28 protein-coding genes are annotated in these 26,591 nt (G+C 58.4%); 18 read left to right on the forward strand and 10 right to left on the reverse strand.

The genetic code is table 11. The features are described from left to right. Positions 1 to 38 precede the first annotated feature (38 nt). A complete protein-coding gene (locus BW979_RS03215; protein WP_047229784.1) occupies positions 39 to 326 on the forward strand; it encodes a DUF2782 domain-containing protein in 288 nt (95 codons plus the stop codon). Between the two features lie 60 nt (positions 327 to 386). Next, positions 387 to 1,337 (forward strand): homoserine kinase, encoded by a 951-nt coding sequence (locus tag BW979_RS03220; RefSeq protein ID WP_076383149.1) that lies wholly within the window; start codon positions 387 to 389, stop codon positions 1,335 to 1,337. A 131-nt stretch (positions 1,338 to 1,468) separates the two neighbouring features. On the opposite strand, the gene znuA is transcribed toward BW979_RS03220, so the two are convergent. Further along, positions 1,469 to 2,398, reverse strand: coding sequence for a zinc ABC transporter substrate-binding protein ZnuA (gene znuA, locus BW979_RS03225; protein ID WP_076386509.1), 930 nt, complete (start codon positions 2,396 to 2,398; stop codon positions 1,469 to 1,471). Between the two features lie 66 nt (positions 2,399 to 2,464). On the opposite strand from znuA, the gene zur reads away from it, so the two are divergent. From zur to BW979_RS03245, 4 genes are read left to right on the forward strand one after another with little or no spacing between them, the layout of a single operon-like run. Beyond that, positions 2,465 to 2,947, forward strand: coding sequence for a zinc uptake transcriptional repressor Zur (gene zur, locus BW979_RS03230; RefSeq protein ID WP_047229782.1), 483 nt, complete (start codon positions 2,465 to 2,467; stop codon positions 2,945 to 2,947). Further along, positions 2,947 to 3,729, forward strand: coding sequence for a zinc ABC transporter ATP-binding protein ZnuC (gene znuC, locus BW979_RS03235; RefSeq protein WP_076383150.1), 783 nt, complete (start codon positions 2,947 to 2,949; stop codon positions 3,727 to 3,729). The genes zur and znuC overlap by 1 nt, the downstream gene beginning before the upstream one ends. Then, positions 3,722 to 4,510 (forward strand): zinc ABC transporter permease subunit ZnuB, encoded by a 789-nt coding sequence (znuB, locus tag BW979_RS03240; protein WP_047229780.1) that lies wholly within the window; start codon positions 3,722 to 3,724, stop codon positions 4,508 to 4,510. Before znuC ends, znuB begins: the two co-directional genes overlap by 8 nt. A gap of 37 nt (positions 4,511 to 4,547) precedes the next feature. After that, positions 4,548 to 5,261 (forward strand): PA5502 family lipoprotein, encoded by a 714-nt coding sequence (locus BW979_RS03245; protein WP_047229779.1) that lies wholly within the window; start codon positions 4,548 to 4,550, stop codon positions 5,259 to 5,261. Positions 5,262 to 5,377: 116 nt separating this feature from the next. Here BW979_RS03245 and katE read toward each other — a convergent pair whose 3' ends face one another. Next, positions 5,378 to 7,516, reverse strand: a complete 2,139-nt coding sequence (katE, locus tag BW979_RS03250) for a catalase HPII (protein WP_076383151.1) — start codon at positions 7,514 to 7,516, stop codon at positions 5,378 to 5,380. Between the two features lie 265 nt (positions 7,517 to 7,781). Here katE and BW979_RS03255 point away from each other — a divergent pair, with 265 nt between their 5' ends. The 3 genes from BW979_RS03255 to BW979_RS03265 all read left to right on the forward strand — a co-directional run bounded on the left by BW979_RS03255 (position 7,782) and on the right by BW979_RS03265 (position 10,316). Continuing rightward, positions 7,782 to 8,789, forward strand: coding sequence for a methionine ABC transporter ATP-binding protein (locus BW979_RS03255; RefSeq protein WP_076383152.1), 1,008 nt, complete (start codon positions 7,782 to 7,784; stop codon positions 8,787 to 8,789). Further along, positions 8,789 to 9,463 carry a methionine ABC transporter permease gene (locus BW979_RS03260; RefSeq protein ID WP_047229776.1) on the forward strand — a complete coding sequence of 225 codons (675 nt, stop codon included), beginning with the start codon at positions 8,789 to 8,791 and terminating at the stop codon, positions 9,461 to 9,463. The genes BW979_RS03255 and BW979_RS03260 overlap by 1 nt, the downstream gene beginning before the upstream one ends. A gap of 79 nt (positions 9,464 to 9,542) precedes the next feature. Then, the gene (locus tag BW979_RS03265) at positions 9,543 to 10,316 is read left to right on the forward strand and encodes a MetQ/NlpA family ABC transporter substrate-binding protein (RefSeq protein WP_076383153.1); all 774 of its coding nucleotides are present in this window, start codon (positions 9,543 to 9,545) and stop codon (positions 10,314 to 10,316) included. A gap of 125 nt (positions 10,317 to 10,441) precedes the next feature. On the opposite strand, the gene BW979_RS27375 is transcribed toward BW979_RS03265, so the two are convergent. Further along, positions 10,442 to 10,747: a hypothetical protein gene (locus BW979_RS27375; protein ID WP_156893483.1), complete on the reverse strand. Its 306-nt coding sequence runs from the start codon at positions 10,745 to 10,747 to the stop codon at positions 10,442 to 10,444. A gap of 136 nt (positions 10,748 to 10,883) precedes the next feature. Further along, the gene (locus BW979_RS03270) at positions 10,884 to 11,339 is read right to left on the reverse strand and encodes a hypothetical protein (RefSeq protein ID WP_076383154.1); all 456 of its coding nucleotides are present in this window, start codon (positions 11,337 to 11,339) and stop codon (positions 10,884 to 10,886) included. Between the two features lie 724 nt (positions 11,340 to 12,063). On the opposite strand from BW979_RS03270, the gene BW979_RS03275 reads away from it, so the two are divergent. Then, the gene (locus BW979_RS03275) at positions 12,064 to 12,438 is read left to right on the forward strand and encodes a lysozyme inhibitor LprI family protein (protein ID WP_080962942.1); all 375 of its coding nucleotides are present in this window, start codon (positions 12,064 to 12,066) and stop codon (positions 12,436 to 12,438) included. A gap of 135 nt (positions 12,439 to 12,573) precedes the next feature. Here BW979_RS03275 and BW979_RS03280 read toward each other — a convergent pair whose 3' ends face one another. Continuing rightward, on the reverse strand, positions 12,574 to 13,275 hold the full coding sequence (locus BW979_RS03280; RefSeq protein WP_076383155.1) for a glutathione S-transferase: 702 nt from the start codon (positions 13,273 to 13,275) through the stop codon (positions 12,574 to 12,576). A gap of 151 nt (positions 13,276 to 13,426) precedes the next feature. Between BW979_RS03280 and BW979_RS03285 the strand changes: the two genes are divergently transcribed. The 4 genes from BW979_RS03285 to BW979_RS03300 all read left to right on the forward strand — a co-directional run bounded on the left by BW979_RS03285 (position 13,427) and on the right by BW979_RS03300 (position 16,827). Then, positions 13,427 to 13,990: a TetR/AcrR family transcriptional regulator gene (locus tag BW979_RS03285; protein WP_047230116.1), complete on the forward strand. Its 564-nt coding sequence runs from the start codon at positions 13,427 to 13,429 to the stop codon at positions 13,988 to 13,990. Positions 13,991 to 14,185: 195 nt separating this feature from the next. Then, positions 14,186 to 15,310 carry a GGDEF domain-containing protein gene (locus BW979_RS03290; RefSeq protein ID WP_047230115.1) on the forward strand — a complete coding sequence of 375 codons (1,125 nt, stop codon included), beginning with the start codon at positions 14,186 to 14,188 and terminating at the stop codon, positions 15,308 to 15,310. A 422-nt stretch (positions 15,311 to 15,732) separates the two neighbouring features. Next, positions 15,733 to 16,152, forward strand: coding sequence for an organic hydroperoxide resistance protein (locus BW979_RS03295; RefSeq protein WP_003196182.1), 420 nt, complete (start codon positions 15,733 to 15,735; stop codon positions 16,150 to 16,152). A 33-nt stretch (positions 16,153 to 16,185) separates the two neighbouring features. After that, on the forward strand, positions 16,186 to 16,827 hold the full coding sequence (locus BW979_RS03300; RefSeq protein WP_076383156.1) for a phage infection protein: 642 nt from the start codon (positions 16,186 to 16,188) through the stop codon (positions 16,825 to 16,827). A 116-nt stretch (positions 16,828 to 16,943) separates the two neighbouring features. On the opposite strand, the gene BW979_RS03305 is transcribed toward BW979_RS03300, so the two are convergent. The 4 genes from BW979_RS03305 to tag form a co-directional block, all read right to left on the reverse strand. Further along, positions 16,944 to 17,732 (reverse strand): SDR family NAD(P)-dependent oxidoreductase, encoded by a 789-nt coding sequence (locus tag BW979_RS03305; RefSeq protein ID WP_076383157.1) that lies wholly within the window; start codon positions 17,730 to 17,732, stop codon positions 16,944 to 16,946. Between the two features lie 164 nt (positions 17,733 to 17,896). Then, positions 17,897 to 18,250 (reverse strand): VOC family protein, encoded by a 354-nt coding sequence (locus tag BW979_RS03310; RefSeq protein WP_076383158.1) that lies wholly within the window; start codon positions 18,248 to 18,250, stop codon positions 17,897 to 17,899. A 406-nt stretch (positions 18,251 to 18,656) separates the two neighbouring features. Next, positions 18,657 to 19,544, reverse strand: coding sequence for a lysophospholipid acyltransferase (locus BW979_RS03315; RefSeq protein WP_047230111.1), 888 nt, complete (start codon positions 19,542 to 19,544; stop codon positions 18,657 to 18,659). A gap of 42 nt (positions 19,545 to 19,586) precedes the next feature. Beyond that, positions 19,587 to 20,144, reverse strand: coding sequence for a DNA-3-methyladenine glycosylase I (gene tag / locus BW979_RS03320; protein WP_076383159.1), 558 nt, complete (start codon positions 20,142 to 20,144; stop codon positions 19,587 to 19,589). Positions 20,145 to 20,225: 81 nt separating this feature from the next. On the opposite strand from tag, the gene glyQ reads away from it, so the two are divergent. The 4 genes from glyQ (at position 20,226) to BW979_RS03340 (ending at position 24,634) form a co-directional block, all read left to right on the forward strand. Further along, the gene (gene glyQ / locus BW979_RS03325) at positions 20,226 to 21,179 is read left to right on the forward strand and encodes a glycine--tRNA ligase subunit alpha (RefSeq protein ID WP_022641565.1); all 954 of its coding nucleotides are present in this window, start codon (positions 20,226 to 20,228) and stop codon (positions 21,177 to 21,179) included. After that, positions 21,176 to 23,230, forward strand: a complete 2,055-nt coding sequence (glyS, locus tag BW979_RS03330) for a glycine--tRNA ligase subunit beta (RefSeq protein WP_047230109.1) — start codon at positions 21,176 to 21,178, stop codon at positions 23,228 to 23,230. The genes glyQ and glyS overlap by 4 nt, the downstream gene beginning before the upstream one ends. Before the next feature lie 4 nt (positions 23,231 to 23,234). Beyond that, positions 23,235 to 23,774 carry a D-glycero-beta-D-manno-heptose 1,7-bisphosphate 7-phosphatase gene (gene gmhB, locus BW979_RS03335; RefSeq protein ID WP_171061292.1) on the forward strand — a complete coding sequence of 180 codons (540 nt, stop codon included), beginning with the start codon at positions 23,235 to 23,237 and terminating at the stop codon, positions 23,772 to 23,774. Between the two features lie 80 nt (positions 23,775 to 23,854). Then, positions 23,855 to 24,634: a lysophospholipid acyltransferase family protein gene (locus BW979_RS03340; RefSeq protein WP_047230107.1), complete on the forward strand. Its 780-nt coding sequence runs from the start codon at positions 23,855 to 23,857 to the stop codon at positions 24,632 to 24,634. Between the two features lie 168 nt (positions 24,635 to 24,802). On the opposite strand, the gene BW979_RS03345 is transcribed toward BW979_RS03340, so the two are convergent. Further along, positions 24,803 to 26,320 carry a sensor histidine kinase gene (locus BW979_RS03345; RefSeq protein ID WP_047230106.1) on the reverse strand — a complete coding sequence of 506 codons (1,518 nt, stop codon included), beginning with the start codon at positions 26,318 to 26,320 and terminating at the stop codon, positions 24,803 to 24,805. Positions 26,321 to 26,591: the final 271 nt, after the last annotated feature.

Raw genomic sequence — 26,591 nt, forward strand, 5'->3', positions numbered from 1 at the left:
AATAGCGGGACCGTTGACGACAAAGGGACAAGGTTATCATGCGTACACTAAATCGCCTGTTACTGGCTGGCTTGTTTGCAATCACCCCGCTGGCCGTCATGGCGGCGGACGACGCCCCCTCGGCGGACCCGGATGTCACCATCCGCACCGAAGGCGATAGGACCATTCAGGAGTACCGGCAAAACGGCTTTCTGTACGCGATCAAGGTCACGCCCAAGAACGGCAAGCCTTATTTCCTGGTCCGTGCCGATGGCAGCGACGGGAATTTCATCCGCTCGGATCAGCCGGATATGCTGATTCCATCGTGGAAAATCTTTGAGTGGTAATACCGCTCTCGACTTCAACCGGCGCTCGCTGATGGGCGCCCGTACTGGCAGTTTTTAACCATGTCTGTGTTCACTCCCCTGGCTCGGCCCGAGCTGGAAACCTTTCTCGCCCCTTATGGGCTCGGCCGCCTGCTTGATTTCCAGGGGATCGCCGCCGGCAGCGAAAACACCAATTTTTTTATCAGCCTGGAGCAGGGTGAATTTGTCCTGACCCTGGTGGAACGCGGCCCGGTGCAGGAAATGCCCTTCTTCATCGAGCTGTTGGATGTACTGCATGACGCCGACCTGCCGGTGCCTTACGCCTTGCGTACCACCGACGGCGTTGCGCTGCGAGAACTGGCTGGCAAGCCGGCGCTGCTGCAACCGCGCCTGGCCGGCAAGCACATCAAGCAGGCCAACGCACAGCATTGCGCCCAGGTGGGGGAGTTACTGGCCCATCTGCACCTGGCGACCAAGAACAACATGATCAAGCGCAAGACTGATCGCGGCCTGGACTGGATGCAGGAGGAGGGCGCGAAGCTGTTGTCGCACCTGGATGCCGAACCCCGTCGGTTGCTGGAGGCTGCGCTGGATGAAATCGCCCAACAGAAGGAAAAAATTCTGGCGCTGCCCCGGGCCAACATCCACGCGGACCTGTTCCGCGACAATGCGATGTTCGAGGGCACACACCTGACCGGGCTGATCGACTTTTATAACGCCTGCTCCGGGCCAATGCTGTATGACGTTGCCATCGCCCTGAACGACTGGTGTTCGGATGACAACGGTGTGCTCGATGGCCCACGGACGCGGGCCTTGTTGGGGGCTTATGCTGCGCTGCGCCCATTCACCGCTGCCGAGGCCGAGTCATGGCCGACGATGCTGCGCGTGGCATGCGTGCGCTTCTGGCTGTCACGGTTGATCGCCGCCGAGTCTTTTGCCGGGCAGGATGTACTGATCCACGATCCAATGGAGTTTCAGCAGCGCCTGGCGCAGCGGCAGACGGTCAGTGCGATGTTGCCGTTCGCCCTCTGACGCAACTGAATGCCTCTGTGGCGAGGGAGCTTGCTCCCGCTGGGGTGCGTGCGCAGCAGCCCTAAGATTTTGCGGTCGCTGCGCAACCGAGCGGGAGCAAGCTCCCTCGCCACAGGGTTTGCGCTCGGCAGTTATAGCGACTCCAGGCACCCCGCCAGATCATTCCCCAACTTCTCCAGCAACTGCTCATACCCTTGCGCCGTCGCAGGGGTATAGCCGCCCAGCGCATCCAACTCCGCCAATTTCACCGGTAACCCGGCCACCAGGGTTTCGGCCAGGCGCGGGCGCAGGGGCGGTTCGCTGAAGACGCACGTCTTGCCCACGGCCTGCAAGCGATTGCGCATCGCCGCCACGTGTTGGGCGCCGGGCTGGACTTCGGTGGCCACGGCAAAAACTCCGGCGTGCTTGAGGCCGTAGTGGTCTTCGAAATAGTCGAACGCTTCGTGGAACACGAAATACGGCTTGCCCGCGACGCCGGCCAGACGGGTCTTCAAACGCGCATCCAGCGCATCGAGACGCTGGTTGAAACCCTTGAGGTTGCTTTGATAGCGGCTGGCATTGGCCGGATCGGCCGCGCTGAGGTCGGCAGCCATCTTGGCGGCAATCACCCGGGCATTGGTTGGCGAGAGCCACAGATGGGCATCGATGGTGCCGGGGCGATGGTGGTGATCATGCTCATCGGCGTCATGCTCATCTTCGGCGTGGGAATGACTGTCCTGGGCGAAGTGACGCAGCTTGAGTCCGGGCACATCCTGCACCGCGACGGACGGCAACGTACGACCGTTCAGCACGCGCGGCAGGAAACTTTCCATGTCGGGGCCAATCCAGTAGAGCAAATCCACCGACTGCACCTTCCGTACGTCGGAAGGCCGCAGGGCGTAATGGTGAGGTGAAGCGCCGGGCGGCAGCAGGACCTCAGGAACCGCCACGCCGTCCTGCACCGCGGCGGCAATCAGTTGCAATGGCTTGATGCTGGTAAGCACTTTGACTTCGGCCTGGGCCGGGCCGATCAGCAGAAAACTGGCGACAAAAGCGACAAAGATCGAAAAATTTCGGGACACGATGACCACTCGGAGAGGCGAGAACGGGTAACATAATAACGTCTCTCACTAAAATCGTCGCTGCCCATGCCTATTACGCCCCTTGCCAGTCGTCCCCATGACCATTCTCACTGCGTGCACACCGCGCTGTCCGAGGCCGACGCCATCTGTGCGCGCCAAGGGTTGCGCCTGACCGCTTTGCGTCGACGCGTGCTGGAGCTGGTCTGGCAAAGCCACAAGCCGCTGGGCGCCTACGACATACTCGCGGTGCTCAGTGAGCAGGACGGCCGCCGCGCCGCGCCGCCCACGGTTTATCGGGCGCTGGATTTCCTGCTGGAAAACGGCCTGGTGCATCGCATCTCGTCGTTGAATGCCTTCGTTGGCTGCAATCATCCGGAACACGCGCACCAGGGCCAGTTCCTGATCTGTCGCGAATGCCACGCAGCCATCGAGCTGGAGCAGAAGTCCATCAGCGATGCCATCGTTGCCAGCGCCAAAGAAGTGGGTTTCGTGGTTGATACCCAGACCGTCGAAGTGGTCGGGCTCTGCTCCGGTTGCCAGGGGGCCTGATGAGCAATGCGTTGATCCGTCTCGAGCACGTAGGCGTGACGTTCGCCGGCCAGAGCGTGCTGGATAACATCTACCTGAGCGTCGAGCCGGGGCAGATCGTCACCCTGATCGGCCCCAACGGCGCCGGCAAGACGACTCTGGTGCGTGCCGTTCTGGGGTTGCTCAAACCCGACAGCGGCAGCGTCTGGCGCAAGCCGAAGCTGCGGGTCGGTTACATGCCGCAAAAGCTTCATGTGGACCCGACGCTGCCCCTGTCGGTCCTGCGCTTCTTGCGCCTGGTGCCTGGCGTGGATCGCGCACGGGCCCTGGCGGCGCTCAACGAAGTCGGTGCCGAACAGGTGATCGACAGTCCGGTACAAAGTGTTTCCGGCGGTGAAATGCAGCGCGTGTTGCTGGCTCGCGCTCTGCTGCGCGAACCCGAGCTGCTGGTGCTCGACGAGCCCGTACAAGGGGTCGACGTGGCCGGTCAGGCCGAGCTGTACAGCCTGATCACCCGCCTGCGCGACCGTCACCGCTGCGGCGTGCTGATGGTTTCCCATGACCTTCACCTGGTCATGAGCACCACTGACCAGGTGGTCTGCCTCAATCGCCACGTCTGCTGTTCCGGGCATCCCGAGCAGGTCAGCGGCGATCCGGCATTCGTCGAACTGTTCGGAAAGAACGCACAAAGCCTGGCGATTTATCACCACCATCACGATCACGCCCATGACCTGCATGGTTCGGTGGTCAGCGACTCGTCTGTTACTACCCATGTTCATGGAGATGGCTGCAAGCATGGCTGATTTTCTGTTGTACGCCCTGCTCGCAGGCCTGGCCCTCGCGATGGTGGCCGGCCCCCTGGGCTCGTTCGTGGTCTGGCGGCGCATGGCCTATTTCGGCGATACCTTGTCCCACGCGGCCTTGCTGGGCGTGGCCCTGGGCTTTTTGCTGGACGTCAGCCCCGCAGTGGCGGTGACCGTCGGCTGCCTGTTGCTGGCGGTGCTGCTGGTGACGCTGCAACAGCGTCAACCGCTGGCGTCCGACACGCTGCTGGGCATTCTGGCGCCCAGCACCCTGTCTCTCGGGCTAGTGGTACTAAGCTTCATGCATGACGTGCGGATTGATCTGATGGCCTACCTGTTTGGTGATCTGCTTGCCATCAGCCCCATGGATCTTTCGTGGATCCTGGGTGGCAGCGCGGCCGTCCTGCTGCTGCTGGTAGCGCTCTGGCGCCCGTTGCTGGCGGTTACTGTGCATGAGGAACTGGCGCGGGTCGAAGGCTTGCCCGTGGTGGGTTTGCGGCTGGCGTTGATGCTGTTGATTGCGGTGGTCATTGCCGTGGCGATGAAAATCGTCGGTGTATTGCTGATTACTTCTTTGCTGATTATCCCGGCAGCCGCAGCACAGCGGCACGCCCGCTCCCCGGAGCAGATGGCCCTGGGCGCCAGCCTGCTGGGCATGCTCGCAGTATGCGGCGGGCTGGCGCTATCGTGGTTCAAGGACACCCCGGCCGGGCCGTCGATTGTGGTCAGCGCCGCCGCGCTATTTCTGCTGAGTTTTGTCCTGCCCCGCCGAGGGGTGTAGACTTGCTCGCTTTTTGCGCAAATAGAGAGTCGCAGGAATGAAGCCGTTCGCCTCCCGTTATCTGCTCCTTGTCGCATTTTCCCTGCTGCTGGGCGCCTGCCAGAGTTCGCCGCCAGTCGCCGAGGCCCCCGACACCCGGGGCCCGGCCCTCGCGCAGTTTGAACAAAGTCTGGCCGGCAATGAGCTGGCCACTGCTGAAGACCAGCTGGCCGCCTTGCAGGCCCAGTCGCCGGAAGACCCGGCGCTGGAACCCTACCAACGGCAACTGGCCGAGGCGTATCTGCGCCGCAGCCAAATTGACCTGCAAAAAGGCGATGTAAACGCCGCCGCCACCGCCCTGAGCCGAGCCCGAGCCTTGATGCCCAAGGCGCCGGCGCTCTCCGGTGAGGTCAACAGCGCCATTGCCGAGGCCCGCAAGGTCGAGCTGGAAAAAGCCGAGGCCGCCCTCAAGGCCGCTGAAGCCAAACCGGTCGCCAAAGTGATCGACCCGAGTGCTGAAAGCACGACAGTTGCGCTGAATATCGGCGATATCCAGAAAATGCGTCGACAACTGGATGCCATTGCCGCCGACGTGGTGAATTTTCAATGTGACGTCAGCATCCAGGCGCCGCGTACCGACGATTATCCGTGGTTGGCGACTTTGCTGACCAAGCGGGTCAAGAAACTGGACCCGGGGTTTGATTTGAAACTGCAGAAGCAGATTCTGCGCAACGTACCGGCGCAAATGGTGCTGACACCGCGCAATCCCTAAAAAGCATCGCGAGCAGGCTCGCTCCCACATGAGGCTTTGTGATCGACACAAAACCACTGTGGGAGCGAGCCTGCTCGCGATAGCGTCCTACCAACAAAAGCTCTGTCAGCCGCCCATCAAGCCGGAATCGCCTTGGCCTTAGGCTCCCGCGCCCACACCCGATGTTGGGCAATAGCGTCGAAGAATGCCGGGAACTGGCTGGCATCCGCGTCGGGAATCAGCCCCGCATCCGCCTCCAGCTTCAACAGCACCAGCAATTGCCGGGCCTCGCCGTTGAGCGCGATGGCTTTCAGGTGCTTGTAGGCTTCCAGTACGTAATGCAACGCCACGCCGTCCGCACTCAAGGCTTTGATCGATTCCGCGCCACCTGGGACGAACACCGCATCAAAGGCAATGGACGGCATACCTTCCATGGACGCATCCACCGGCAGTTTTTGCCCAGCGGCTGTGGTGACGGGGGCGGAGGTCGGCCCCAGCACTTTGGCGTGAGCTCCCTTGGCTTCCAAGGCTTGCTTGAGCGCATCGATAATCGCTCCATCGACACCGTTGGCCACCAGCAAAGCCACCTTACGGGTCTTGATGTCCCCGGACAGCAGGTTCGCCTGACTCAAGGCGGGGGATTGTTCCAACGAAGGTTTCGGTACGTCCACGGTGCAGGCGGTCGGTGCTGGCAGCCCGAGGTTTATTGCCACCCGCTCGGCCAACTTCAGATCAATGTTGGCGAGGATTTCATTGACCTGTCGTGCCCGAATGAACTCCCGCTCCACCTTGCCCAGTTCGAAACTGTAGGCGGCGATGATGTGTTCCTGCTCGTGGGGGCTCATGCTGTTGTAGAACAGCCGCGCTTGGGAAAAGTGATCGCCAAACGACTCGCTGCGTTGACGAATCTTGTGGGCATCAATGCGCTCTGGATAACTTTCGAAGCCGCCGTCCTGCGGGCCGGGCGGGGTTTCCTTCGGCCAGCCGCCATCGATGGAGTTCGGCTCGTAGGAAGCGCGGCCCTTGTCGATGGTGGTGCGGTGCATGGCGTCACGCTGGCCGTTATGCACCGGAGTAATCGCCCGGTTGATCGGCAGCTCATGAAAATTCGGCCCACCGAGTCGGCTGATTTGCGTATCGGTGTAGGAAAACAGCCGGCCTTGCAGCAGCGGATCATTGGTGAAATCGATGCCCGGCACGATATGCCCAGGGCAGAACGCGACTTGCTCGACCTCGGCAAAGAAGTTATCCGGGTTGCGGTTCAATACCATCTTGCCCAGGGGCGTGATAGGAACGAGCTCTTCGGGAATGAGCTTGGTGGGGTCGAGGAGGTCGAAGTCGAACTTATGCTCGTCTTCCTCGGGGACAATTTGTACGCCAAATTCCCATTCCGGGTAGTCCCCCATCTCGATCGATTCCCAAAGATCGCGACGGTGGTAGTCGGTATCTTTACCGGCGAGCTTCTGCGCTTCGTCCCACACCAGCGAACAGGTGCCGACTGTGGGGCGCCAGTGGAATTTAACGAAGCTGCTCCGGCCCTCGGCGTTGATCATGCGGAAGGTGTGTACGCCGAAACCCTGCATGGACCGCAGGCTTTTGGGAATGGCCCTGTCAGACATGGCCCAAATCACCATATGGGCCGACTCCGGCACCAGCGAGACAAAATCCCAGAAGGTGTCGTGGGCCGAACCGCCCGTGGGAATTTCATTGTGGGGTTCGGGTTTCACCGCATGGACGAAATCTGGAAACTTCACCGCATCCTGGATGAAAAACACCGGCATGTTGTTGCCCACCAGGTCGAAGTTGCCTTCGTCGGTAAAGAACTTCACCGCAAAGCCCCGCACATCTCGCACGGTGTCGCCGGATCCTCGTGGACCTTGCACCGTGGAAAAGCGCACGAATACCGGCGTTTTTTTGCTCGGGTCCTGTAGGAAGCCGGCCTTGGTCAGCGCCGAATGTGCTTCATAGCTCTGAAAGTAGCCATGGGCGCCGGTGCCGCGGGCGTGGACAATGCGCTCCGGAATGCGCTCATGGTCAAAGTGCGTGATCTTCTCACGCATGATGAAGTCTTCCAGCAGGGAAGGCCCGCGCGCCCCGACCCGGAGGGTGTTCTGGTTGTCGGCAATCTTCACGCCCTGATTGGTGCGCAGCGCCTGCTCGGTGGCGTCGGAGCGAAACTGTTCCAGGCTTTCAAGCTTGGCGTTGGTGTTGCCGCGATCCAGCGTGTCGGTCCCGGCCAGTTGGCTTTCGGTGCCGGTGGGCTTGTTGGTACTCATCAGACATAACTCCTCGTTGCGATCCCCGCCGTGGCCAGGACTCTTGAGTTCGATGCCGCAGGCACGGTACCCGGGCATTTTCGAGTTGCTTAGTGAGTGACCGATACCGGTTCGCCGCGTTCCTTTTTTATGTCCTTTGATCGCCTTATTGCCAAATGGCTGGTTCAATCGCAAATAAATGCTAAGAACCTCTATACGGACAGGCTAAAATGCGCGCCCGGCTAACCGCTGATCCTTTTCCAACGCGCCCCACAAGGTTCGCTACGTGATCGAGTTTCAAAACGTCCATAAAACCTACCGGGTCGCCGGTAGGGATATCCCCGCCCTGCACCCGACCAGTCTGACGATTGAGAACGGTCAGGTCTTCGGCCTGATTGGCCATTCCGGTGCGGGAAAAAGTACCCTGTTGCGCCTGATCAATCGCCTGGAAGACTCCAGCGGCGGCAAGATCATCGTCGACGGCGAGGAAGTCACTGCCCTGGACGCCAGCGGCTTGCGGCGTTTCCGTCAGCAGGTCGGGATGATTTTCCAGCACTTCAATTTGCTGGCGTCCAAGACCGTGGCCGACAACGTGGCGCTGCCACTGACGCTGGCGGGCGAATTGTCCCGCAGCGAAATCGACCAGCGCGTCGCCGAATTGCTGGCGCGGGTGGGCTTGTCCGAACACGCCAAAAAATACCCGGCGCAGTTGTCCGGTGGCCAGAAGCAGCGCGTCGGCATCGCCCGCGCTCTGGCGACCAAGCCCAAGATCCTGCTGTGCGACGAAGCCACCAGCGCACTGGACCCACAAACCACCGCATCGGTGTTGCAACTGCTGGCGGAAATCAACCGCGAGCTGAAGCTGACCATCGTGCTGATCACCCATGAAATGGACGTGATCCGCCGCGTCTGCGATGAAGTGGCGGTGATGGACGCCGGCGTGATCGTCGAGCAAGGACCCGTGGCCGAGGTCTTCTTGCATCCCAAGCACCCGACCACCAAGCGTTTCGTCCAGGAAGACGAGCAGATCGACGAAAGCGAACAGCGCGACGACTTTGCCCACGTACCAGGGCGCATCGTGCGTCTGACGTTCCAGGGCGAAGCGACCTACGCGCCATTGCTCGGCACCGTCGCCCGGGAAACCGGCGTGGACTACAGCATTCTGGCCGGTCGTATCGACCGCATCAAAGACACCCCCTACGGGCAACTGACCCTCGCCGTCACCGGCGGTGACATGGAGGCGGCATTCGCCCGCTTCACCGCGGCTGACGTCCACATGGAGGTGCTGCGCTGATGGAACTGTTGAATTCATTCTTCGCCAACATCGATTGGCTGGAAATCTGGCTGGCGACCGGCGACACCCTGCTGATGCTCTTCGGCTCGCTGCTTTTCACCGTGCTACTCGGCCTGCCGCTGGGCGTGTTGTTATTCCTCTGCAGCCCGCGCCAGTTGCTCGAAGCCCGCGGCGTTTATGCGCTGCTGTCGCTGATCGTCAACATCTTGCGCTCGCTGCCGTTCATCATCCTGTTGATCGTGATGATCCCGTTCACGGTATTGATCACCGGCACCTCCCTGGGCGTGGCCGGCGCGATTCCGCCACTGGTGGTCGGCGCAACACCGTTCTTCGCCCGCCTGGTGGAAACCGCCTTGCGCGAAGTCGATCGCGGCATCATCGAAGCGACCCAGGCCATGGGCGCGACCACGCGCCAGATCATCGTCAACGCCTTGCTGCCGGAAGCCCGTCCAGGCATTTTTGCCGCGATTACGGTGACAGCGATTACGCTGGTGTCCTACACGGCCATGGCCGGTGTGGTCGGTGCCGGTGGTTTGGGTGACCTGGCGATCCGTTTCGGTTACCAGCGCTTCCAGACCGATGTGATGGTGGTCACGGTGGTGTTGCTGCTGGTGCTGGTCCAGGTCCTGCAAACCGTGGGCGACAAACTGGTTGTGCATTTCTCTAGAAAGTAAGGCCTCGCGGCCAATAAACCATGAGCCGGCCATTCGCTGGCAGGCGCCAAGAGCGGGCGCCCCACAAGGAGTTAGCTGAATGAAAAAACTACTGGTTGCCTTCGCTGCCGCCGCAGCATTTTCCGTCCACGCCGCCGACACCCTGACCGTCGCGGCGACGCCGGTGCCGCACGCGGAAATCCTCGAATTCGTCAAACCGGCCCTGGCCAAAGAAGGCGTGGACCTCAAGGTCAAAGTCTTCACCGACTACATCCAGCCGAACGTCCAAGTCGCCGAAAAGCGCCTGGACGCCAACTTCTTCCAGCACCAGCCGTACCTGGATGAGTTCAACAAAGCCAAGGGCACCCACCTGGTGAGCGTGACCGGCGTGCACCTGGAACCTTTGGGCGCGTACTCCAGCAAGTTCAAGACACTGGCAGAAGTACCAGGCGGTGCCAACGTGGTCATCCCTAACGACGCCACCAACGGCGGCCGTGCGCTGTTGCTGCTGGCGAAGCACGGGGTGATCACGCTGAAGGATTCCAACAACATCCTGTCGACGACCAAGGACATTGTTGAGAACCCGAAGGATTTGAAGTTCCGTGAGCTGGAAGCCGCGACCATTCCGCGGGTGCTGACTCAGGTGGATCTGGCGTTGATCAATACCAACTATGCGTTGGAGGCCAAGCTTGATCCGTCCAAGGATGCGTTGGTGATTGAAGGGAACGACTCGCCGTATGTGAATATTCTGGTTGCCCGTGAGGACGACAAGAACAGTGAGGCGATGAAGAAGCTGGCGGCGGCGCTGCATACGCCGGAAGTGAAGGCTTTTATTCTTGAGAAGTACAAAGGGGCGGTTTTGCCGGCGTTTTGATCTGATCGGGTGGTAAAAAAAAACGGGGCTGCGTGGGAATGCAGGCCCGTTTTTTGGTTTGGAATGTCGATGGGACGATGGGCAGGAAGTTTACTTCCACTCAGTGAGAGGAATAGATCAAGTAGTTACGCGGGTGGTGGAAAAATTCCATACCAGGCACTTGCAACCCAAAATACGCCTGATGCAAGACCCGTTAGTCCAGCTGTTACTCGGGTGAATTTATCCGGCGCTCGTATATTATCTCCTGGCTTTGGAGGTGAAAAATACTCACTAGCGACACACATAATAGCAAGTATAGCCAATAAACCTGCCCCGAGATTTAACCAAGCAGCGGTTACACTTGAGAGAGGAAATGATTTAAAACAGACCCAAGTTAAAGCAAAAGAAGATAAAGCAATTGAAAGCAACGCTACTTTTTTTGAGTTTCTCATAAGCGATCCTTGCGACATCGTTTATTGCAGTTCGAATGAGGCAAAGTATAAATACAATTCCCCCACCACAATCTACCTGTTCCATTTTCATCGATAATCAGAAATCGGACAGGCAACATTTTTCCAACTTATTTAATTATCGGCTTATAGACCATTTCTCTATTTGCTTGTACCCCACATACATAAGTAGCCCCACAAAGGTCGAAGTGAGAAAAGCAATCCAGATAAACCAAGCTGTCCTTCGTGCAGCCTCATAGAAGCTCATCGTATCTGTGTAGTCGCGCTGGTTCAAAATAATATTTGATAACAGATTAGTCGCAAGACCAGCCGTGAAGAACGGAATAACATAAAGCGCTACTTGATACTCACTTTTTAAATCTCTATCGCTAATTGTGTCCTCTGGCAAAATATTAAAAATAGACTGTACCAAGCCTAAAAAAAGTGCCGCCAATAGCAGTAGGGTAATTGCAACTGCAACATCTAACCACTTCGGTGTTTTTGGATCACGTATAAGAAACATTAAGGATACGGAGCAGATGCCCACACCAACAGTTGCATATATATGAAATGCATTGACTGAACCCCACGACATTTTGTACTCCCTATGTGATTTTTCGTTCGTTATGCAACTATATAAAGCTCACGCAAAATATCGGCTGCTTTGTGTATAGCTTTAGTCCGAAACACCAAAAAGTGCGATAAACTTAACAATACAAACCATCGCGGCTCCGGCTTACTTTATTATGAAGGTAGTACCTGTCGGGACTTACTTGATTTGGACAAGTACTTTGCAAACATGATGGTCTTCGAATTTGGTAGTCATCCTCGGTATTAAAATAATGCTCTACGGATCTTAGAAGAAGTAAACAGTCCTGAGATTATCGAGGCTGCGCGGCTGAGCCTCGGCAACTTTAGGAAAGTTACAGTGCGCTAGTTGCCGGCCCGAAGCGGAACGTAGACCCCCGAGGACAAGGCGCATAAACGGGCGGATGCTGGCGTAGTTGTAGGCAAAGGCGCAAGGTTGGGTAGCCTGGCGGACGGGGAGTGGTGGTTGCTTGTCTTTCGGGTCCGCTTTGCAGTCGCAGGGGTGGAGGGGGCTACGGGCGCGCCGACTTTGGTCGGGACAGTCGCATCGGTGAGGGCGGCGAGAGCTACGCAGCCTTTTTCAGCAATCACTTGCTCCCGACCGCCTAGCAGCATTTGCCCGTTGTTCAGGCCGAATACGCCCTAGGATCTGCTTCATTGTTCTACAACCCTCATGATAAATTCCCCGCCGCGACCTCTAATGAATAGAGGGCATTCAGGGAGTGAAGTGAGTGATCAAGTCTTTGTTGGTTGGGACATTGCTGGCAATGGCATCGGCATCGGCATCTGCGATGAGTTGCGATAACCCTAGAAACGCCTATGACAGGACCTATTGCGCGTCGCTGAAAATGGTTCAGTCGGATCAGGAAATCAACGAGCAATACAAGAAGACGATGAGTGCTCTGAACCCGGAGCAAAAGAAAAAAGTGAAAGCCGCTCAAATCCAGTGGATCAAAATCCGTGACAACGCCTGTTCCAACGATGGCCTGCTCTACCTGGACTGTGCCAATGAGAAGACCGAGGCGCGTATCGTCATACTCAAGGCTGTCGAGCGCGAGTGCCGTGCTGCCGGTTGCGACGACGCTAAGCTGTCGCAAGTCGAGTGACCCGTAAACAAGGCTTGCTCGTGCTCTTTCAAGATTACGCTCCACCCCTTTTCCACCCGTGACTCACTTGCGGGTCGGAATATCCAGGAAAAACCCGACCTAAAGCGTCGGGTTTTTCTTTGGCGGGTTTACCCACTATCGCGGCTCAACGCCACGCTCGACCATGGCACGCCATGTCTGCACGCTGGGACGTTCCTGCATCCTGGCATGCCATGCGCGCAATGCGACACATTCTTCAGGAACGGAGAGCTGCACCAGCGAGGCGAAGATCATGCCGCCCAGCACCGCAATATCGGCCATCGAGAACTTGTCACCCGCTACAAAAGGCCGGTCTTTGAGCAGGTTGTCGAAATAGCGCATGCCTCTGATCGCCTTATCGCCCATTCGGCCGCCCCATTCTGCATTCTGGTACAGCTCGACCTTTGGGCCCAGGCCCGGCGTTGCATGGTGGAAGTACATGCTGACCGCATCGAGAAACTCGATCTCGGCGCGCTTGGTCATCATGTGGATGAGGCCTTTTTCAACAGGTGTTTCGCCCGTCAGCGTCGGTTCGCCGACCAGGCTATCCAGGTATTGGGTAATCGCCGTGCACTCGGCAATCAGCGTCCCATCGCTCAGCTCCAGCACGGGCAGTGTCCCGGAGTAATTGAGGGCCAGGAACTCGGGTTGCTTATGTTCGCCGCTCCAGAGATTCACCGACACGAATTCGATTTTCGAGAGCAATCCCTTCTCCGCCAGCGCTATGCGCACTCGGGCGGGGTAAGGGCCGTTGAACCAATCGTAAATTTTCATCGTAGGAACGGTGTAAACATCAGCGCTCTGTTGTGAAGAAGTCATGATTCGGTTACCTGCCTGTCAATTGGTAGGTAAAAGATTGAGCTGGAGATCGGGCGCTGTCAATCCCCTACCTGACAATTGGCAGGTAAGCAAATCCGGGCGTAGAATCGCGACGACATGAGTGAATCGAATTTCGAAACGAGGCCAAAACGTGAACGAAAATGCTCGAGAAGCCATCTTGGCGGCAGCGAAATCCGCTGCACAACTGCACGGTTACAATGGGATAAATTTCCGTAACATTGCCGAAGAGGTGGGCATCAAGAACGCCAGCATTTATTACCACTTCCCGAGCAAGGCCGGCCTGGCCGCGGCGGTTGCTGAACGCTACTGGCAGGACACGCGGCGGGTGCTTGAAGGGATCCGGGCCGGCAATACCGATCCTAAGGAGTGCGTGCAGCTGTACGCCGCCATTTTTCGAACGTCGCTTCAGGACGGCAACAAACTTTGTCTGTCCAGCTTCATGGCAGCCGAATACGAAGACCTTCCCGATGAGGTGTCACGAGAGATCAGGACCTTTGTGGACGGTAACGTAACGTGGCTTGCCCAGGTATTGGCAGATGCCGGAACTGGCGGCACGCAAGAATGTGAACGCCGAGCCCTCGCTATTTACACCGCTGTGGCGGGTGCTCAGTTAATCGCGCGAACTCGGGCGGATGTGAGCCTGTTCGATGATTTGATATCGAGCTATCAGGAGGCGGGATTGATGCCTGCCTGATCCGGTAAAGCAGACGATGCGATTTGTCTGTAGGAATGGTTGGCGCTGCTTCGCCGCCCAGCGGGAACAAGCTCCCTCGCCACGGGGTTCGGTTTAATCGGGATATCGGGACTGTGGGTGTAATTCAGTTGTTCGCCTTACTGGCAGGGTGCCACAATCGCTCTCTTTCAGTTGCGTCACGATCAGGTGGATCACATGGATTGCCCAGGATCTCGGAATGACCAGGCTTTCTTCATAGCCGAGCAGGTGCGAACTGACCGACTGCAGCAACTGTTTCGCCAATCGGTTTCTGCGGTGTTCGGGAGCTACCTCGCTGCCATCATGCTGTGTTGGCTGTGCTGGGATCGCTTTGAACACAGCGTCATCTTTTGGTGGTTGGCCATCTTGACTGGCTCGACGCTGTTGCGCATTTCGTTGTTCGTTGCCTATGTTCGCAGCGACGAAAGCGAGCGCACCCCCCAACGCTGGGAGCGCAAATACTGGATCACACTGGTATTGTCCGCCAGCATCTGGGGAGGAGGCGCATTAGCGGTCATGCCGGCGGACGATCTGTTGTCCCAGGCATTGGTCATGCTTTTTACTGTCGGCATGTCCGTCAGCGCGGTGTCCTGCTACTCCGCCTACCGTGATATGACCCTCGTCTCCATTGGCCTGGTGCTGTTGCCGTGCACCGCCTGGCTGCTGTTTCAACCGTCGCCGATTCAAGTGGGCATCGCACTCTCGATTTTGGTGTTCGCAGCATTTGCCGCCCGCGCTACACACAAAATGTCCCAGGCACTGGAAACCGCTTTTCGACTCACCCGCGAAATGGAACAGGCCAACAGCATTTCAACTCGCGCAGCCCAAACCGATGAATTGACCGGCCTGAAGAGCCGTCGGGCTTTTTTCGAGCATGCCCAACAGCTCTACGACGAATGCAAGGCCAAGCGGGTAGGGTTGTGCGCCGTCATGCTGGACATGGATCACTTCAAGCACATCAACGACACCTACGGCCATCAGGTGGGGGATCAGGTTCTGCGCCAGATGGGGGCGGTCATCAGTTCGTCGTTTCGGGGAACGGATATTCATGGTCGGCTAGGCGGGGAAGAGTTCGCCATCCTGCTTCCGGACACTTCCATCGAAGTCGCTACCCAAATTGCAGAACAGCTCATCGATACGATTGCGGGTTTGATGATCGAGCCTGTTCACTGCATATCAGCCAGCCTCGGCGTCGCGTCGACGGAGGCTTGTAATAAGGACCTTCACAGCCTGATGAACGATGCGGACAAAGCTCTGTATCGAGCAAAGGCCTTGGGGCGTAATCGAGTGGCTGTTGCTTAGTCGGATTGGCTTACATCATCAGTTGGAATTTGATCGTGTCCACGCTCTGCATCACCTTCCAAAAGCGGAACGCGGAGCGTCCCTGGCGGCATTCCCACGCAGGAGCGTGGGAATGATCGAGAAGCCCATCATTCTACTTTGAACGCCCTTTCTCCGAAGGTCTGCAATTGCGCTGGCCCTGCTGATACCCCCTAGCACCTCCTTCCCCTTGAATCACTTCGCGGCCCACACGCTCTGTCGACACGGCGGCGCTTAAAAATAAATTTCCTTTCGGATCAACTGGTTAATTCAAATTCGGCAAATTTTCAAAAATTTATATTGCGCGCAAACTATTTGTCCGTTAATTTTATCTCAACTGGTTAGCGCACAAACATTTAGCGCAAACAAAATCGGTCAAACCAATCAGCAAGCGAGGAAACACCATGAACGTTCTCTATACCGCAGTCGCAACCTCCACTGGTGGCCGTGATGGCCGTGCTGTTTCCAGCGACAAGATTCTCGACGTGAAACTGGCCACACCAAAAGCCCTGGGCGGCGCCGGTGGTGAAGCCACCAACCCTGAGCAGTTGTTCGCCGCCGGTTACTCGGCCTGCTTCATCGGCGCATTGAAGTTTGTCGCCAGCCAAAGCAAACGCAGCATCCCTGCTGACGCCTCAATCACGGCACACGTCGGCATCGGCCAGATCCCTGGCGGTTTCGGTCTGGACATTGACCTGCACATCAATCTGCCGGGTCTGGATCAAGCCGATGCTCAAGCGCTGGTCGACGCGGCTCACCAGGTCTGCCCGTACTCCAACGCGACACGCGGCAACGTCGACGTCCGTTTGCACGTCACCGTCTAACTCACTTCATCTACGAATAAAAAGGATCAGGACATGAACACTTTCAACAAAACGCTTGTTGGCTCGCTTCTCGCACTGGCGCTCGGCAATGCATTCGCAACTTCTTTTGTTCAACCTACGGTCGCTGAGGGCGGCTCGGACCGGCTGATCGAAAAACGTGTCGCTGAAGGTGGTGCGGATCGGCTGATCGATAAACGTGTCGCCGAAGGCGGTTCGGATCGACTGATCGATAAACGTGTCGCCGAAGGCGGCTCGGACCGGCTGATCGATAAACGTGTCGCCGAAGGCGGCTCGGACCGGCTGATCGATAAACGTGTCGCTGAAGGTGGTTCGGATCGGCTGATCGATAAACGTGTCGCCGAAGGTGGTTCGGATCGGCTGATCGAAAAACGTGTCGCTGAAGGCGGTTCGGATCGGCTGATCGATAAACGTGTCGCTGAAGGTGGTTCGGATCGGCTGATCGATAAACGTGTCGCCGAAGGTGGTTCGGATCGGCTGATCGAAAAACGTGTAGCCGAAGGCGGTTCGGATCGGCTGATCGATAAACGTGTCGCTGAAGGTGGTTCAGATCGGCTGATCGAAAAACGTGTCGCTGAAGGTGGTTCGGATCGACTGATCGAAAAACGTTTAGCCGAAGGCGGCTCGGATCGCTTGATCGAAAACCGGGTAGGCTGAACAAACCCTTCAACGCTCCGAAAACGGGTCAAATCAACCCATGTTGCTTCCAAAAGAAAAAACGCCGCTTATCTCTCATGAGGAAGCGGCGTTTTTTTGCAACGTGTCATAGGGCCCTAAACGATGCTATCCACCACCCCACCATCCACACGCAACGCCGCACCGGTGGTGGCCGAGGCCTGTTCCGAGCTGGCATAGATGATCATGTTGGCGACTTCCTCGACGCGCGCCGCACGCTGGATGATCGAGGTGCTACGGTGCTGGTTGACGAAATCCGCCGCGACCTTTTCCAGGCTTTCCCCGCTACGCTCAACGTCTGCCTGGAGCATCTGGGCAACTCCTTCGGAAAGCGTCGGCCCAGGCAGTACCGAATTCACCGTAACGCCGGTGCCGGCGAGGCGCTTGGCCAGGCCGCGAGCAATGGACAGTTGGGCGGTTTTGGTAAAGCCGTAGTGGATCATGTCGGCGGGGATGTTCAGACCCGATTCCGACGAGACAAACACAATCCGCCCCCAACCGCGCTCGACCATGCCCGGCGCGTAGGCCCTGGAAACCCGCACGCCCGACATCACGTTGGTTTCGAAAAAGCGCTGCCATTCGCTGTCCGGCGTTTCGAAAAAGTCTTCCTGTTTGAAAATGCCCAGGTTGTTGATGACGATATCGAAGCTTGGGTGCTTGGCGATCAGTGCCTGGCAGCCAGCCTCATGACTAAGGTCACCCACAAAGCCAGCGGCATTTGAAGCAAGGTCGCCCAACCGCTGCAACGCGTCCTCCACGCTGCTCTCGCTGCGACCATTGATGACCACGTGGGCGCCGGACTCGAGGAAGCCTTTGGCTGTGGCGAAACCAATGCCGCTGGAGGAGCCGGTGACTAAGACGTGGCGTCCGGTGAAGTCGATTTTCATGAGGGGACTCCTTGATTAATGAACCAGAGGAAGTGCGATATTTCTGAACGGACGGTAATCCGACGGATTTAGAGATGGCTTTGCCATTCCAACGTCACCGATATCGCAGGTCCTTAATCATGGACACGATTGAGGCTTTGCGCCTCCTCGTGATCAATCAGCCATCAGGAAGCCGACCACACCGCCAGCTCATAGCCATCCGGATCGATAAAGTGAAAACGTCGGCCACCGGGGAAATCGAACACTTCACGGCTGATGATCGCCCCAGCGGCCTTGAGTCTGAGTTGGGTGCCTTCAAGGTCATCCGCGTACAGGATGATTAACGGGCCGCCTGGGCGCACAGGTTCACCGGTCGTGAAGCCACCGGTCAGACGACCGTCGCTGAATTCGGTGTAGGTCGGGCCGTAGTCGACGAAACTCCAGCCGAATGCGCTCGCATAGAAGGCTTTGCTTCGGGCGATGTCGCTGACATTGAGCTCGATGTTGTCGATCTGGCGGTCATTACCTCGAATGCCCATTGACGCGTCCTTGGCTGATTGGGGATAGGCGAGCTTAGGACATTCAGCCCGCACTGTGCTTGGAAAAATAGACCTCTGTGCCTGAAAGAATGTGTCAGCTTGGTTGGGGCTGCTGCGCAGCCCAGCGGGAGCTAGCTCCCTCGCCACAGGGTGAGCCGTTCGGTTGGATATGTGTTGTCTGTCAGGCTCGCTCCCACAGTTTTTCCGGGTTGTTCACAGATATCGCATCCATCACAAATCCCCGTGGGAACTGAGCTTGCTCGCCATAGCGGTGGTTCAGCTTGCACTGATGTTGAATGGGCCGCCGTCATCGCGAGCAAGCTCGGCTCCCACATGGGTTCTTGGGTGTTCGCATATCCTGCATTCACCACAAATCCCTGTGTCACTCATATGCAGCAACAGGCCTTCAGTACCACCGCGCCTCGCCTGGCGGGCGTTTTTTGAAGCGTTTCATGCTCCACATGTACTGGCTCGGGTAGGCGCGTACATAACGCTCCACAACCTGGCTCATGGCGGCGCAGGCGGTTTCGGTGTCGGTGCTGTACATGGCGTCTGGGGCGGCTTCGAGGATGACTTTGTAGCCGGAGCCGTCCGGCAGGCGCAGGGCGTGGAGGAATACGCCGACGGCCTTGCCACCGGCGAGCATGTTCGGTACGAACTTGCTGGTCAGGGCCTGGGTGGCGAAGAAGGGGACGAAGATACCGGCAGACTCGGCCGGTTCCGGGTCGGCGGGAATGCCCACTTGACCGCCCTTTCGGACCTCTTTGATGACGCTGAGGATACCTTCCTTAGTCGACGCCGCGACTTTGTTGCCCAGTTGCACGCGCTGTTTGCGCAGCAATTCATCCACCGCTTTGAGCTTGGGCGGACGGTAGAAAATGATCGGTTTGCACTGGCTGCAATAGAAGTGGTTAAGCACTTCCCAGTTGCCCAGGTGGCTGGTGATGCCCACCACGCCTTTGCCGGAAGCGAGCGCTTCTTTTAATACGTCCAGGCCTTCGACTTCCCGCACCAGGTCGATGGAACGCTGGGCCGGCCAGATCCAGGCGCAGGCGCTTTCAGTCAGGGATTTGCCGATGTCCTTGAGGCTTTGGCCCACCAGACGTTCGCGCTCGGCCGGGTCCATCTCGGGGAAACACTTGGCGAGGTTGATCCGCACCACGTCGCGGGAACGATTGGGCAGCTTCCACATGAGCCAGCCGATGGCCGAACCCGACGCCTGCACCGCGCGCCAAGGCAGCATCGCAAACAACCGCAGAGCGCCGACCAGCAAGGCGCCTTTCAACTTATCCACAGGTCACTCCTGAATTCATGGGCGTGTTGCGAGCCGGCTATTCTAACCGCCGTTTGCCAGCTCCGCGTAGCGGTCGCAGTCCTGGGTATGGTCCATGACCATTCCCGAGGCCTGCATCAAGGCGTAACAAATGGTCGGCCCGACAAAGGTGAAGCCGGCTTTTTTCAGGCCCTTGCTCATCTGCACGGCCTGGGGCGTGATGGCCGGCACTTCGGAGCGGTCCTTGAAGTGGTTGATGACCGGCTTGCCGTCCACGAACGACCAGAGGAACGCCACCGGATCCTCCAGGGCCAGCCAGGCTTGGGCATTGCGCCGGGCCGCATTGAGCTTGAGGCGGTTGCGGATGATGCCGGGGTCGAGCATCAGCTCATCGATTTCTGCATCGCTCATCTGCGCCACGCGCTGGACGTCAAAGCCGAACAGCACTTGCCGGTAGCGCTCGCGTTTGCGCAAAACGGTGATCCAGGACAGCCCGGCCTGGAACCCTTCGAGCAAAAGCAACTCGAACAAACCCTGCGCATCGCGCAGCGGCGTGCCCCACTCCTGATCGTGATAAGCCATGTACAAAGGATCGTCAGAACACCAAAAGCAGCGTGGCATAAGGCTCCAGGGGGCGTGCGCACGAACGAATCGGGTATACTCCCGCTCTTTAAATCGCAGCCCAAGAAACAGGTGAATTTCGTGAGCCAGCCTACGCCAGCCGTGCGTACCTTCCAAGACTTGATCCTCGCCCTCCAGCAATACTGGGCCGAGCAAGGTTGCGTGGTACTTCAGCCCTACGATATGGAAGTAGGCGCCGGCACTTTCCACACTGCCACGTTTCTGCGTGCCATCGGCCCGGAAACCTGGAACGCCGCTTATGTGCAGCCCAGCCGCCGCCCGACTGACGGCCGCTACGGCGAAAACCCGAACCGTCTGCAGCACTACTACCAGTTCCAGGTGGTCCTGAAACCGAACCCGGAAAACTTCCAGGAGCTGTACTTGGGCTCGCTCAAGCACGTCGGCCTCGACCCGCTGGTGCACGACATTCGTTTCGTTGAAGACAACTGGGAATCGCCAACCCTGGGCGCCTGGGGCCTGGGCTGGGAAGTCTGGCTCAACGGCATGGAAGTGACCCAGTTCACATATTTCCAGCAAGCGGGTGGCATCGAGTGCTACCCGGTGACCGGCGAAATCACCTATGGCCTGGAACGTCTGGCCATGTACCTGCAAGGCGTGGACTCGGTCTACGACCTGGTATGGGCCGACGGCCCGTTCGGCAAAGTGACCTACGGCGACGTGTTCCACCAGAACGAAGTGGAGCAATCGACCTACAACTTCGAACACGCCAACGTCGACAAGCTGTTCGAGTTGTTCGATTTCTATGAAAGCGAAGCCAAGCGCCTGATCGAACTGGACCAGCCGCTGCCGTTGCCGAGCTATGAAATGGTGTTGAAGGCGTCCCACACCTTCAACCTGCTGGACGCACGCCGGGCGATTTCCGTGACTGCGCGCCAGCAATACATCCTGCGTGTACGCACCCTGGCGCGTTCCGTTGCGCAAGCCTACCTGCTGGCCCGTGCCAAGCTGGGCTTCCCGATGGCGACCCCGGATTTGCGTGATGAAGTGTTGGCTAAGCTGGAGGCTGCACAATGAGTGCTCAAGATTTTCTGGTTGAACTGGGCACCGAAGAACTGCCACCCAAAGCCCTGAACACCCTGGCCGATGCGTTCCTGGCCGGTATCGAGAAGGGCCTGCAAGCCGCTGGCCTGAACTTCGAAGCCAAGCATGTCTACGCCGCACCGCGTCGTTTGGCCGTGCTGATCACCGCCCTGGCGACCCAGCAGCCGGACCGCAGCATCAACCTCGACGGCCCGCCACGCCAGGCCGCGTTCGATGCCGACGGCAACCCAACCCAAGCCGCCCTCGGTTTCGCCAAGAAATGTGGCGTGGACCTGAGCGAAATCGACCAGAGCGGGCCGAAGCTGCGCTACAGCCAGAGCATCAAGGGCAAGCCGACCGCCAGCCTGTTGCCGACCATCGTCGAAGATTCCCTGAACGACCTGCCGATTCCCAAGCGCATGCGCTGGGCCGCGCGCAAGGAAGAGTTCGTGCGTCCGACCCAATGGCTGGTGATGCTGCTCGGTGACCAAGTCATCGACTGCACGATCCTGGCCCAGAAGGCCGGTCGCGATTCCCGCGGTCACCGCTTCCATCATCCGCAGAGCGTGCGCATCACCTCGCCGGCCAATTACCTGGCCGACCTGCGTTCCGCCTACGTATTGGCTGACGCCAACGAGCGTCGCGAACTGATCAGCAAGCGCACCGAAGAGTTGGCCACCCAGCAGGAAGGCACCGCCATCGTGCCGCCAAGTCTGCTGGACGAAGTGACCGCGCTGGTGGAATGGCCAGTGCCGCTGGTGTGCTCGTTCGAGGAACGTTTCCTTGAAGTGCCGCAGGAAGCGCTTATCACCACCATGCAGGACAACCAGAAGTATTTCTGCCTGCTGGACGCTGAAGGCAAGTTGCTGCCGCGCTTCATCACCGTCGCCAACATCGAAAGCAAGGACCCGCAGCAGATCATCGCCGGTAACGAGAAAGTCGTTCGCCCGCGCCTGACGGACGCCGAGTTCTTCTTCAAGCAGGACAAGAAGCAACCGCTGGAAAGCTTCAACGAACGCCTGCAGAACGTGGTGTTCCAGGAAAAACTCGGCAGCGTCTACGACAAGGCCGAGCGCGTTTCGAAACTGGCTGCTTTCATCGCTCCACGCATTGGCGGCGACGCCCAGCGCGCCGCCCGTGCCGGCATCCTGTCCAAGTGCGACCTGTCCACAGAAATGGTCGGTGAGTTCCCGGAGATGCAAGGCGTTGCCGGTTACTACTACGCCCTCAACGACGGCGAGCCGCAAGACGTGGCCCTGGCGCTGAACGAGCAGTACATGCCCCGCGGTGCCGGCGCTGAACTGCCGACCACCCTGACCGGTGCGGCCGTGGCCATCGCCGACAAGCTCGACACCCTGGTGGGTATCTTCGGCATCGGCATGTTGCCTACCGGCAGCAAAGACCCGTACGCCCTGCGTCGCGCGGCGTTGGGTGTGCTGCGGATCCTGATCGACAAGCAACTGGACCTGGACCTGAACGACGCTGTGGCGTTCGCCGTCAATGCGTTCGGCAGCAAGGTCAAGTCTGCCGGTCTGGCCGACGCGGTGCTGGAATTCATCTTCGACCGCCTGCGTGCGCGTTATGAAGACGAAGGCGTCGATGTCGCCACCTATCTGTCGGTGCGTGCCCTCAAGCCCGGTTCGGCCCTGGACTTCGACCAGCGCGTCCAAGCGGTGCAGGCTTTCCGCCAACTGCCGGAAGCAGCAGCGCTGGCGGCGGTGAACAAGCGGGTGTCGAATCTGCTGAGCAAGGCCGAGCCTACAATTTTCGCCGTACCTGAGGCGCGGTACTTTGATAACGCCGTGGAGTTCTCACTCAACTCGGCTATCCAGCAGGCGTCTACGTCCGTGCAACCGCTGATGGAAAAGCGCGAGTATGCCGAAGCGCTGGCACGCCTGGCAGCACTGCGCGATCCTGTCGATGCGTTCTTTGAAGCCGTGATGGTGAATGCGGACAACGAAGATGTTCGCAAGAATCGCTATGCACTGCTGGCGCGCCTGCGGGGCCTGTTCCTCAATATTGCCGACATTTCCATGCTGGGTTGAGGGGCTGCTGTTGAAACTGCTGATTCTCGATCGGGACGGAGTGATCAACCACGACTCCGACGCTTATATCAAATCGGTGGAGGAGTGGTTGCCGCTCCCCGGTTCGATCGAAGCCATCGCGCAGTTGAGCAAGGCCGGCTGGACGGTGGCGGTTGCCACCAACCAGTCGGGCATTGCCCGCGGTTACTACGACCTCGCGGTCCTTGAGGCCATGCATGAGCGCTTGCGCGCATTGGTGGCCGAGCAGGGCGGTGAAGTCGGGCTGATCGTCTACTGCCCGCACGGGCCGGACGAAGGTTGTGATTGCCGCAAGCCCAAGCCGGGCATGTTGAAAACCATTGCCGCTCACTACGATGTAACGCTGGCGGGAGTGTGGTTCGTCGGCGACAGCCTGGGTGACCTGGAGGCGGCCAAGGCCGTCGATTGTCAGCCCGTTTTGGTAAAGACCGGCAAAGGCGAGAAGACTCTGGGCAAGACCCTGCCGGTGGGCACCCTGATTTTTGAAGACTTGGCGGCGATTGCCGCTGAACTTATCCACAATTAGAGCTCCCAAGACATCCTGATCAAGGACTGTTCGGGAAGCGCTTAAACAGTCGGGCACTGCCCGCAACGGTAAATGCCGCTATGTCGATATTGCAGGCCATCAGAACCTTTCTCTTTTACCTGCTGCTGGGCACCAGTTCGTTGTTGTGGTGCACGTTGAGTTTTTTTGTAGCGCCTTTCATGTCGTTCAGGACGCGCTACCGTTTTATCAATGTGTACTGGTGCCGTTGCGCGCTGTGGCTGAGCAAGGTTTTTCTGGGGATACGGTATGAAGTAAAAGGCGCCGAAAACGTGCCTGAGCGGCCGTGCGTGATCCAGTCCAACCACCAGAGCACCTGGGAGACTTTCTTCCTTTCGGCTTACTTCGAGCCCCTGAGCCAAGTGCTCAAACGTGAGCTGCTGTTCGTACCTTTCTTCGGCTGGGCCATGGCAATGCTGCGCCCCATCGCCATTGACCGGGACAACCCCAAGGTTGCTCTCAAGCAAGTGGCGAAAAAAGGTGATGAGCTGCTCAAGGACAAGGTTTGGGTTTTGATCTTTCCAGAGGGTACCCGTGTTCCCTACGGGACGATCGGCAAATTCTCCCGCAGTGGCAGCGCATTGGCGGTAAACGCTGACCTGCCGGTGCTGCCGATTGCACACAATGCCGGCAAGTTCTGGCCCAAGGGTGGCTGGCTCCGGACACCGGGCGTCATCACCGTGGTGATCGGCAAGCCCATGTATGCCGAAGGTAGCGGGCCCCGTGCTATTGCCGAGCTCAATGAACGCGTACAAACCTGGAACGAACAGACCCAACGGGAGATGGGTTCGCTTCCACCCGGTCCTGTCGCGGAAGTGCCCACGGAACAAGCCGCTGTTTGATATCTGTGGATAACCTGTGCACCGTTTTTTCGAAATCCGTTACTTTTCTGTTTTATGTCTTTGTTTTTAATACATATTTCATAAACACATAAAAGCCACGTACAGGTGCATAAGTTTTTTATAGCACCAAAAGATCGTCCGAAGGCTCGGGCCGCGTTCGGGCGATCTTTACTCCGCCAACAACGGGAATCGCAGGCTGAACGTCGTGCCTTTGCCTACCACGCTATGGCATTCGATTTTCCCCTCGTGATGGTCCACCACGGCCTTGACCATCGACAGTCCCAAGCCAATGCCATCCACACCGTGAGCCGAGGAAAACCGTCGATACTGGCTGAACAGGTCCGGTAGTTCTTCGGCGCTGATGCCCTTGCCCTGGTCGGCGACGTTGCAGGTCAACCAACCCGACGTGCAATGAACCTGCAGGGAAATGCAGGCGTCGGGCGGGCTGTACTTGATGGCATTTTCCAGCAGATTGAACAGGGCACGGGTCAGCAATGATTGATCCGCGCTCACCATCGCCTCTTCATCCTCTATTTCATGAATCAACTGGATGCGTTTTGCCTGGGCGATGGGCAGCGCCTGGTCAAGTACATCCAGGACCAACATGGCGAACAGCGTCGGTTGGAATTGATACGCCTCAGACTCGGCCTTGGCCAGTTGCACAAAGCCGTCGGTCAATTCCAAGGCGCGACGCACCTGCCGCTCGATCTGATCGAAGAGCGGATTATTCGCCCCGGCCTGATGCCGCTGCACATCCAGCAGGGCCAGGATCGCCGAGTGGGGCGCGCGCAAATCATGGGACAAAAAACGCAGCATGACGCTGCGCTGCTCTTCGGCTTCGCGCTCCGCGCTCAGGTCGATGAGGCTCAGTAACCAGCCTATCGGCGCCTCTCCATCAACCGGCAATAGCGGGGCTCGTTCCAGACGCAGGCTGCGCTCCCGGCTGTCGCGAAACTCCACCAGGGGCAATGTGGATAACCGGTGAGGCACCCCGCGTTCCAGTCCTGGGTAACCCAGCTGCGCGAGATGCTCCAATACATCGCCCCCCGCCAAGCCACGGCCGAAGAGATCACGCGCTTTGCGGTTACCCAGCAATATCTTGCCCTGAGGATCGCTGATCATTGTTGCCACCGGCAGGTATTCGAGGCCATCGGCAATAAAGCGACGGGTGTCCCGGGTTCTCCCCATGGCTTGCTCCAGGGCCATGATCTGGCCCTGCAAGCGGTCGCTGCCCGTGTAGGGCGCACGACGCCGTTCGGGGAACACCTTGGGCTCCGCATCCAGGCGCGCCAGTTCCCAGCCAAAGTAGGCCAGCACCACGCTCAGCCGCCGCCAATTCCAGATCAGATAACCAAACACGATGCCCAGCACGCTCGCCATGGGCGACCACCACCAACCTTCAGCCGCGAGTACGACACTGATCAGCAGGGCCATGCTCATGCCACCCACTGTCGTCCACAGCGCCAGGCGAGGGCGCAGCAATAGCAACCCCAGCACAACAGCGACCACAAACACCGACAACAACGCCGCTTCTGGCCCGTGGCGTGTTGGCTGGGTACTGAACGACAACAACGCGGTGAGCGGTAATAGAAGAAGACTTATCCACAACCATTCCCGTACCAATTGGCGAAACATGCGTTGGACTTGGGTCGGTTCACGGCTTTCACGACGACGCTGGTTGCTCATAAGCACCCTGACAGAACATAGGAACGGGGGATTTTTTTCATGGGGGGTCGCGTGTCGCACCAGCAGGCTGAAGACCAAAGACTATAGCGGACTCGATAGGTGGCGCGCTGCTACCTTTCCCTGCGCGTCATGAGCCGGTATTGTCACTGCCAGCGACAGGGGACCTGCAACCCGACAACTTATCGGCCCGCCGAGGTTACATCGGGCAAGTGGAATATTTGTTCAGATTGCAGGCCACCCTGATGATGTCCGTTACTCTCGAGATCAAGGA

Source organism: Pseudomonas sp. A214 (assembly GCF_900156295.1).
In the GTDB taxonomy this organism is placed as follows: domain Bacteria; phylum Pseudomonadota; class Gammaproteobacteria; order Pseudomonadales; family Pseudomonadaceae; genus Aquipseudomonas; species Aquipseudomonas rhizophila.